The 7,656-nt window shown below is 67.6% G+C and carries 7 protein-coding genes; 1 reads left to right on the top strand and 6 read right to left on the bottom strand.

Annotated features, from left to right (window positions below):
- Positions 1–967, bottom strand: a 967-nt coding sequence (locus VIB55_RS16125; RefSeq protein ID WP_331877688.1) for a GRAS family protein, incomplete at its 3' end; no start/stop codon positions are given.
- A 944-nt stretch (positions 968–1,911) separates the two neighbouring features.
- Between VIB55_RS16125 and VIB55_RS16120 the strand changes: the two genes are divergently transcribed.
- Positions 1,912–4,473, top strand: a complete 2,562-nt coding sequence (locus VIB55_RS16120; RefSeq protein WP_331877687.1) for a TonB-dependent receptor domain-containing protein — start codon at positions 1,912–1,914, stop codon at positions 4,471–4,473.
- A 125-nt stretch (positions 4,474–4,598) separates the two neighbouring features.
- Here the strand turns inward: VIB55_RS16120 and VIB55_RS16115 are convergent, their stop codons facing one another.
- The 5 genes from VIB55_RS16115 to VIB55_RS16095 form a co-directional block, all read right to left on the bottom strand.
- The gene (locus tag VIB55_RS16115) at positions 4,599–4,793 is read right to left on the bottom strand and encodes a hypothetical protein (RefSeq protein WP_331877686.1); all 195 of its coding nucleotides are present in this window, start codon (positions 4,791–4,793) and stop codon (positions 4,599–4,601) included.
- Entirely contained in the window at positions 4,793–5,641 is an 849-nt protein-coding gene (locus tag VIB55_RS16110; RefSeq protein ID WP_331877685.1) for a 1,2-phenylacetyl-CoA epoxidase subunit PaaC, read from the bottom strand. Before VIB55_RS16110 ends, VIB55_RS16115 begins: the two co-directional genes overlap by 1 nt.
- Positions 5,638–5,934, bottom strand: coding sequence for a hypothetical protein (locus VIB55_RS16105; protein ID WP_331877684.1), 297 nt, complete (start codon positions 5,932–5,934; stop codon positions 5,638–5,640). Before VIB55_RS16105 ends, VIB55_RS16110 begins: the two co-directional genes overlap by 4 nt.
- Positions 5,935–6,039: 105 nt before the next feature.
- Positions 6,040–6,441, bottom strand: coding sequence for a metal-sulfur cluster assembly factor (locus VIB55_RS16100; protein WP_331877683.1), 402 nt, complete (start codon positions 6,439–6,441; stop codon positions 6,040–6,042).
- Positions 6,441–7,382 carry a Phenylacetic acid catabolic protein gene (locus VIB55_RS16095; RefSeq protein WP_331877682.1) on the bottom strand — a complete coding sequence of 314 codons (942 nt, stop codon included), beginning with the start codon at positions 7,380–7,382 and terminating at the stop codon, positions 6,441–6,443. The genes VIB55_RS16100 and VIB55_RS16095 overlap by 1 nt, the downstream gene beginning before the upstream one ends.
- Between the last annotated feature and the right edge of the window lie 274 nt (positions 7,383–7,656).

Raw genomic sequence — 7,656 nt, 5'->3', positions numbered from 1 at the left:
CCAGTTCGGGGTAGGGCGCGAAGCCGGCGTCGCGCATCCGGCGCACCCAGTTGTCCACCGGCTCGTGCCGCTCGAAGCGCGCCTCTTCGGCGTTGCCCACGATGTCGTCGATCTCGCGCGCGAAGAACATCTTCATCGCGGCCTTCTGCGGCTCGTTCACCTCCAGCCCGTCGATCAGGCCGAAGGTGAGCCCGAAGTGGTGCCAGGCGGCCTGGAAGCGCTCCATCAGGTCGGGCGAGTCGTGGTTGCTGCTGGGCTCGCACAGCACCACCGCGTCGGGCTGAAGCTCGCGCAGGCGGTGGAACAGGTCGTCGCGCGTGCCCCGCTCCGGGCCCGAGCGCACGTGGTGCACGGCAAAGGCGCCCAGCACCACCAGCGGCGCGCCGAACGAGCCGAACTCCGCCCAGTCGGCCTCGTCCAGGTCTTCCACCAGCTTGTGCACGGGATGGAAGGCGAGCTCGAAGCCCAGCGCCTCCGCGGCCTCGCCCAGGTTGAAGGAGGCCTCCAGCAGGCTGCCCGCGTCGGGCTCGATGGCGACCACGTTCAGCTTGCGGGGCAGGGTGCCGCGCTGGGCCAGCAGGTGCACCAGGGCCACCTCCTGGCGCCCCGAGCCGATGCCCACGTCCAGCAGCGTCACCTCGTCGTGCCCGCCCACGAAGCGGGCCAGCACCTCGTTGGCCAGGGGGCCGGCCATGGCCACGGTGGGCAGGTGCTCGGCCAGCAGGTTGAACAGGGTGATCTGCGTTTTTTCGTACTGGCGCAGGTACAGGTTGATCTCGGCCGACTTGTCGGACTGCAGCCGCCGCGACAGCGCCGAGGCGAAGATGAAGTAGCGAAGGTCTTCGGGACGCCCCGGCTGAAGCTGGCCGTCGACGAGGCCGGCCAGCAGGTCGCGGGCAACGGAGTCGCGGCCGGCCAGGTGTTCCTGCACCACGGCCACAAGGGAGGCGTACTTGCGAGTTTCCATGCGAGGTTTCCTCTGTGCGGAATGGGCGCGGGTGCGCCGGGGATTCGCCGCCCAGCCAGCCGGCTGGCGCGGCCCTGCTTTGCCTTTTCACGCCTCGGCGGGAACGAAAGGCAGTGGCGGGTTAGCGCGCGTAGATTACGTCGTGGCGTTCGCAAAACTTAGCGAGGGAAAACAGCCCTGTAAAGTGGATATAGTTGACGCCACAGATGGCACATGGGTACCGTTAATCAAACGTAGGTGAACACAGTGGATAGCAAAAATGCGAATTATTATTTACACTTTTCCCGCCACCGGCCGGACAGACAAAATCGAACTTCGTCCGGGATCTTGGGACACCGGCGCCACACATCAAACGGCGTGTGGAGTGATGCGGCTGCGCTTCGTCGGCCCTGACGACGTGCACTGACGCTGGTGTGTACCCCCTCTCTCCCACGCTGTTTGTGGGAGAGGGTGGACGAGCCTAGGCGAGGACGGGTGAGGGCCCCCGCAGAGCCGAGGTCCGGGCATCCGCGACCGCTGCCGCGCCCGGGCTTGTACGGTTCCGCTGGCTGGATCCTTCGGCCCGCGAGGCTCGTCGTACGGGCGGGCACGGCGCGCCTGGGCCTCAGGATGACAGGCTTTGGCGCGTTGCCCGTATGGATTCGGGCCTCGTCAAGGATTACACGTGCGCTCTGGCGTCCCCGCTCACCCGACGGCTCCCCGCCGAACATGGCTCTTGCGTGAAAGTGGTTTGCAATGTAAAGTACTTCATCGTTACGGACGGGGCGCAGGTGAAACCTCCGACGTGCACGTCTCGTAGCGAACAACGGCAGGGACGTGGGGGCCGGTCGCCCCGCCCGCCAGGTGACCGGCTCGAAACGAAACCCTTGCCTCCACCGTCCTGCATCATTAGTGTACTAGTAGGCTGGTACAGCGCTCACCCACTCACCCCGAGAGTTCCTGCGATGCAGAGAATCCTGTTCGCCGTCCTTACCTGCTCGCTCCTGAGCGGCGGCGGCCCGCTCCTGGCCCAGACGACACCCCCGCAGCGTCCGCCCCAGGGTGCGCGCCCCGAGGGCAGCCCCCCGCAGCCGGCCGGGCAGCGGCCGCCCCAGAGTGGGCAGCGGCCCCAGGGTGGGCCCCCGCAGCCGCCCGCCGCCGGTCCCGGAGAAGTCCGCGGCACGGTGGTGGATGCCGGCACCAGCGCCGCCGTGGCCTCGGCCAGCGTGGCGGTGCGGCGGGCGGCAGACTCCACGCTCGTCGCCGGCGCCATCGCGCGGCCTGACGGGTCGTTCCGCATCGAGGGGCTGCGTCCGGGCAACTACGTGCTTCGCGTGAGCATGATGGGGTACGCGCCCCAGACCTCCACCTTCACGGTGACGCCCGCCGCGCCGCGGGCCAACGCGGGAAGCATCCGCCTGCCGCGCGCCGCCGTGATGCTCGAAGCCATCGAGGTGACGGGGCAGGCCCAGGCCGTCACCATTGCGCCTGACCGCAACGCCTACCGCGTGCGGGACGTGGCCCCCGCGGCCACCAGCGCCAGCGAGGTGCTGGAGTCGGTGCCCTCGGTGCAGGTGGATGCGGATGGAAAGGTGAGCCTGCGCGGCAACGAGGGCGTGGTGGTGCAGATCAACGGCCGCCCGGCACCCATCAGCGGTGCGCAGCTGGCCTCCTACCTGAAGCAGCTTCCCGCCAACACGCTGGAGCGGGTGGAGGTGATCTCCAATCCGTCGGCCCGGTACGATCCCGAGGGGATGGCCGGCATCATCAACATCGTACTCAAGCAGGGCGTGGACCTGGGCCTCAGCGGCGGGCTTCAGCTGGCGGCGTCCACGGCGGACCGCTACGCGGCGTCGGGCAACGTGGGGTATCAGGCCGGTGCCGTCACCTTCTTCAGCAGCTACGGCTACAGCACCGACGACCGCACCGTGGGCGGCATCAACGACCGCACGCGGCTGTCCGGCGGAAATCCGCTCTCGTTCACGGAGCAGGACATCACCGGCGGCAACGGCAACGCGGGCCACAACCTGAACGCCACTCTGGACTACCGGCTGAACGAGCGTGACGTGGTGTCCAACGCGCTCGCCCTGAACGTTCGCAACTCCAGCGAAAACGCGCTGAGCGCCTACGGGGTGTTCGACGGCTCGCGGCTGCTTCTGGACGAGTACCAGCGGGTGCGCGACACGCAGACCGACGCCTTCATGGCGGACTACACCCTGGCCTTCAAGCGCACCATCCAGCCGCAGCGGCACGAGTTCTCGGCCGAGCTGCGCGCCAATCGCCTGGCCGACGAGGACCGCGTGGATCTCTGGCGCCAGACGGCCCCCGGCCTGGGCTTGAGGGACGCGGAGCAGAACGTTACCGCGCTGACGATGTACCAGTTCACCGCGCAGGCCGACTACACGCGGTCGTTCGGGCAGCGCACCAAGCTGGAGACGGGGTACAAGGGCACCTCGCGCCTGCTGGACCGCGACTTCGACGTGCGCGAAGACCCGCTGGGCACCGGGGCGTGGGCGCCCAGCGACCTGAGCAACGCGCTGGAGTTCGACGAGACCGTGAACGCCATCTACGGCGTGTACAGCCATGGCATGGGCAAGCTTGAGCTGCAGGGCGGGCTGCGTGCGGAGTACGCCAGCCGCGACTTCTCGCTGGCCAACTCCGGGGAAAGCTTTCCGCACGACTACACCAGCTTCTTTCCCAGCGGGCTGGTGAGCTACAAGGTGAGCGACAACACGCAGGCCAAGCTCAGCTACTCGCGGCGCATCAACCGGCCGGGCAGCGGGCAGCTGAACCCGTTCCCCACGTTCTTCGACATCCAGAACGTGTTCGTGGGCAACCCGCGGCTGAACCCGGAGTACACGGACGCCCTGGAGCTGAGCCTTCAGCACTCGGGGGCGCTGGGATCGCTGCAGTTCTCGCCCTTCTACCGCCGCACCACCGACATCATCCGCGCCGTCGTCGACACGGACGACGTGGTGAACGGGCGCGAGGTGACGTCGGTGAGCTTCAAGAACCTGGACACGGGAACGTCGTGGGGGGCAGACCTGAACGGATCGCTGCGCGTGGGCCAGACGTTCAACGGCCTCGCGTCGTTCAACGTCTTCAAGATGGTCACGTCGGGCACCGGCGGTGAGTCGAGCCTGGCCACCGACGCGGTGACCTGGATGGCGAAGTTCAACGGCACCTACAACTTCACGCCGCGCACCTCGTTCTCGGCGCAGTACCAGTACCGCGCTCCCATGCAGATCGAGGGCGGGCGCTTCGCGGCCATGCAGATGGCCAACGTGTCCGTCCGGCAGAAGCTGTACGGCGAGAAGATGAACCTGACGTTGCGCGTGTCGGACCCGTTCAACACGATGCGCTTCCGCATCCAGGCGGGTGACGACAACCTCATCCAGCTCACCGAGCGGACGCAGACCTCGCGCGCGCTTCACCTGACGCTGCAGTACAGCTTCGGCCGGCCGCCCCGCGTGAAGCAGCAGCCGCAGCAGCAGGACAGCGGCGGGACTCCGTTCGGCGGCCTCTGATCCCTGAACGGCGGTTTCACGCAGAGGACGCAGAGTAAAAAGAGAGGACGCAGAGAACCCCATTCGGTTCTCTGCGTCCTCTCCATTATCCTCCGCGTCCTCTGCGTGGTGCTGTTTTCCTTGGATCAGTCTTCGGGCTCGTGGTCATCCCACTTGATGAACTCGAAGCCCGTGCGGCAGCGGTTGCACCAGTACTGCGCCACCGAGAGCTGCCCGCCGAAGGGGTTCAGCAGCTTCGTGTCCGATCCCTCGCAGAACGGGCAGGGGGCAGACTCCGGAAGCCCGTCTACCCGGGCGGGCTCGGCGCGGGGCTCGGCCATCAGTCCAGCAGCAGGGCGCGGTTCTTGTCGCCGCGGGCGCGGGCGGCCGTCACCTCGTCCAGCTCGCCGCCCGTGCGGCGGGTGCGCTCGTTCCATCCCGTCCAGTCGAGCGCCGTGCCGCAGGCGAATCCCTCCGCGCCGCGCGACACGTCCAGCGCATCCGCCATCCCGATCTCTTCCAGCACCGGTCCCACCTTCGCCAGGAAGCGCTGGCGAAGCGTCGTCGGATCGTACGCGGACAGTCCCTCGCTCGTCAGCCGCTGCGTGCCCGCGGCCGCATCATCCCCCAGCCACTGCAGCGCCTGCGGCATGTAGCGGCAGAGCGACGTCTGCAGCTCGGGGCGCAGCTCGTCGATCGAGGCGATCTTGCGCACCCAGCCGGCCGCGTACTGGAAGTGGAAGCGCTCCTCGTCCAGCATCTTCTGCACGCGGTTGAGCGCCGGCGTGTAGCGGCCGTCGGCCAGCGCGCCGTACTGCGTGGCGAGCGCCGTGTCGATCAGCAGGATGCAGGCGATGAAGTCGCTCCACGACTCGAACCCGGCGTCCAGCGCGGGGTGGCTGCGGTACTCGGCGGCCGGGCGCTCGTGCTCGAGCGCCTTGGGCCCGTCGCCGAAGTCGCCCAGCAGGGCATACGTCAGGCGCGCGTGCCCCCACTCGTCCTGCGCCATGGACGACGCCGCGATCCCCGCCTCCAGCGTGGGCGCGCCCAGCATGCGGTCGCTGTAGCGCAGCCCCAGCACGCGCTTGCTGTCGGCCAGCGACAGGATCAGGTCGCGTAGCGCCTGGCGCGATTCGTCCGCAAGCTCCGAGGCGGACTCGATGCGGGCGTCCGGAGAGGCGACGCTCATCGGGCCTCCTTCACGGCCATCTCGCTGCCGCCGTACGAGCCCGTGCCGCGCGCATGGACGATCTCCTGTGCGCCGTCCTCTCCCATCATCGTCACGAAGGTGCTGCGTTCGGGGTCCACGGGAATGATGGCGGATCGCGGGATCACGCACATCTCTTCCCAGTTTTGCTCGTCGTATTCCTTCCAGGCGTACACGCGGGCCAGGTCGCCGTTCATGGCATTGACGAAGCCGATGTGCCGCAGTGGCTCACCGCGGTTCTTGCGCGCAAAGACTTCGAAGACGGGTTCGATCACGGAAGAAAACCAGTGCGAAAGTGCGAAAGTGCGAGAGTGCGAAAGTGGTGGATGCGAAGCGCCGTTACTCTCGCACTTTCGCACTTCGCACTCTCGCACTCGTAGTTACATCGACACGCCGAAGGTCTTCAGCGCCGCCCTGCCTTCGGGCGAAATCCGCGACTTGGTCCACGCGGGGGTCCAGGTCTCGATCACCTTTACTTCGTCCACCCCGGGCTCGCGCTGCAGGCGGTCCTGGATGTCGTAGTGGATGAAGGCCATGCAGGGGCAGGCCGTCGCGGTGAAGGTCAGGTCCACCTCCACCGATCCGCCGTCCTGGCGCACGTCGTAGATCAGCCCCAGGTCGACCAGCGAAATGGGGATCTCGGGATCCATCACCTCGCGTAGCGCATCCCACAGCGGGCCCGTGCGCGCCTGGGGCGGAACGGGATAGGCGCGCGGCTCGTCGAGAACGGCGACGCCGCCCTCCTCGCCTCCGAACCGGTCGGGGCTCGTGGCGCAGGCCATCAGGCGGCGGCCAGCTGGGCGCGGAAGCCGCGGCCGTCCTGGATGGCTTCGATGAACTGCTTGTTCGCCGGGCCGCGGCGCTTCCAGCGCTCGAACACCGCTTCCCAGCTGATCTGGCCCTCGCCGAACAGCCAGCGTTTCTCGTCTTCGTCGTACTGGCAGGGGAAGGCGAAGTCCAGCACGTACTTCTGCTCGTCCTCGCTCCAGTGCGCGGGCACGTCGATGCCCAGCCCCTCGCAGAGCGGCACCGTGGACTGCATCCACGTCTGCCGGAGCTCGTCGTTGGTCATCCCCTTGAGCTTGTAGTCCAGCTGGCCCGAGTGGCGCTTCATGTCGTCGGGGAGGCCGAACCACTCCACCGCCATGGGGAACATCCAGTCCACCGCGCGCTGGATCTGCTCCCTGGCCTCGCCGCCCGCGTTGGCCAGGCGCTTCATCCACATCTCGCCGTGGCGCAGGTGGAAGGTCTCTTCCTGGTCCACCTTCACCAGCGCGCGCTTCAGCGGGCCGTACGACGTGTTCTTGAAGACGTCGCCCAGCAGCGTGATGCCGGCGCGGTCGTACAGTCCGTTGGCCACCACGAGCTCCGCCCAGTTCTCCAGCGGATGGTCGAAGCCGTACGGATGCTTGAACTCGTGCGGCTGCCGGCCGTACACCAGCTGCTCCTTGTCGAGCCCCAGGTCTTCCAGCAGGCGGTAGGCGATGTTGGCGTGCGCCAGCTCGTCCTGGATGATGGCCGTGGCGCTGACCATGGTGTTCGTGGACGGCGCGTCCTTGGCCGCGCCGAAGTACGCCGGCGCGGAGACGAGCTCCGTGTCGGCCTGCACCATCAGCTGCACGATCAACGCTTTCCGGTAGCCCTCGGTCATCTCGTCGGGATACTCGACGATGAAGCCGTTGTGGACCTTTTCCTTCAGCTCTTCTTCGGTATAGCGGGCCATCCGTTCGTCTCCGTGCGGGGGCGAAGGGCTCAGTATCTCAGTCGCGCTCACGGCGAGCGGCGGTGGGCCGGAGCCCTCCGCCGTTTCCGTGCCGCCACTCTATCGAACGATCGTTCGAACGGCCGTTCGGGAAGCGCGAAACTAAGCTGAGGCGGGCGGGGGTGTCAAGGCGACGAGGCGGGTTAACAGTGCACACCCCCGAACTAAATAGGTGAGGCACTCGCGTCCCATGTGGGACAAGTGCGGCGGTGCCTCCGTAGTCTTGCGATGGGGG

The organism is Longimicrobium sp., assembly GCF_036554565.1.
Lineage (GTDB): Bacteria > Gemmatimonadota > Gemmatimonadetes > Longimicrobiales > Longimicrobiaceae > Longimicrobium.
Note: the sequence above shows the minus strand (reverse complement) of the source record. Positions and strands in the feature narration are given on the sequence as shown.